General features: G+C 76.1%; 1 protein-coding gene. It reads right to left on the reverse strand.

Translation table 11 applies throughout. From position 1 onward, the window contains the following. Positions 1 to 99: 99 nt before the first annotated feature. Positions 100 to 1266, reverse strand: coding sequence for a sensor histidine kinase (locus tag GTW43_RS33230; protein WP_161305702.1), 1167 nt, complete (start codon positions 1264 to 1266; stop codon positions 100 to 102). Positions 1267 to 1376: the final 110 nt, after the last annotated feature.

Genomic DNA, 1376 nt, shown 5'->3' on the forward strand with positions numbered 1-1376 from the left:
CGCGCAGTTCCCCGCGCCCCTGGCGGGGCTGGTGTGCAGCGCCCACATCAAGCCTCTCCGGCGATTGAGGAGTGGGGGCCGGGGCGGAGCCCCTGGGGGTCACCGGGGTGGGGCCAGGGGGATGGCTGCGGTCAGGACGGTGCCCTCGCCGGGGGCGGAGTCCAGCGTCAGGGTGCCGCCGAGCTGGCGGACACGGGCCCGGATCGCGGGGACACCGTGCCCCCGGACCCCGGACGACCCCTCGGGGAGCGCGGCCGGGTCAAAGCCGGCGCCGTTGTCGACGACGTCGAGCACGACCTGGTCGTCGAGGAGCGTGAGCGTCACCGCCGCATCGGTCGCCCCCGCGTGCTCCCGTACGTTGGCCAGCGCACCCTGCGCGATCCGCAGCAGCGCCGACTGGACCCGGTCGGGCAGCCGCGGGGTACGGCCCCCGTCGTCGATGTGGACCCGCACGGTGAGCCGGTCCCCGGACGCGCGGGCGGCGACCGCGTGCAGCCCCGCCTCCAGGCCTCCGGACAGGTCGGCCGGGGCGAGATCGTGCACGAAGCGCCGGGCCTCCGTCAGGTTGTGCTCGGCGATCGACGCGGCCGTGTGGACGTGGGCGCGGGCCTTCCCGGTGTCGCTGTCCCACACCCGCTCCGCGGCCTGGAGCAGCATCTGCTGGCTCGACAGGCCCTGGGCGAGGGTGTCGTGGATCTCCATGGACAGCCGCTGGCGTTCGGCGAGGGTGCCCTCGCGCCGCTCGGAGGCGGCCAGTTCCCGGCGGGTGCGGATCAGGTCGTCGATGAGCGCCCGCTGCCGCGCGGCCTGCCGCTGCATGTGCGTGAAGATCGCGGTGGCGAACGCGGCGACGGCCGCGGGCCCGATCACCAGGTCCTGGTCGAAGCGCCCGGCCAGCTGGAGCTGGGAGAAGATCACGACGACGGTGAGCAGTCCGACCAGGACGTACGCGGCGACCGGCGGCAGGGTGCGCAGCACCGCGTAGAACAGGGGCACGGCCACCCACGCGAAGCTGGGCGCGACGTCCACGAGGACCGCCCAGACCACGACGACGGCGGCCAGCCAGGCCAGCCGCGGCGCCCGCGGCCAGGGCACGGGGGCGCCCGGCGGCAGGTCGGGCAGCGAGCCGCGGCGCGGGCCGAGCAGGTACAGGACGGCGAGGACCAGGGCGAGCGTGATGACGTACGGGCTCTTCACCTCGTCGCCGTGCCGCTGCACGAAGCGGACCATCGACGAGCCGAGCAGGACGAAGAACGCGACGGTCATGACGGCGGACAGCCGGCGGCTGTCGGCGTCGGCGTCGGGCAGCGCCCCGGGTCCCGGCCCGCCGGCCGGGTCCGCCGCGGCGCCCGCCTCGGGTCCGGCCTCCGGGCCGT

Origin of the sequence: Streptomyces sp. SID5785 (assembly GCF_009870065.1) — a bacterium.
Classification (GTDB): domain Bacteria; phylum Actinomycetota; class Actinomycetes; order Streptomycetales; family Streptomycetaceae; genus Streptomyces.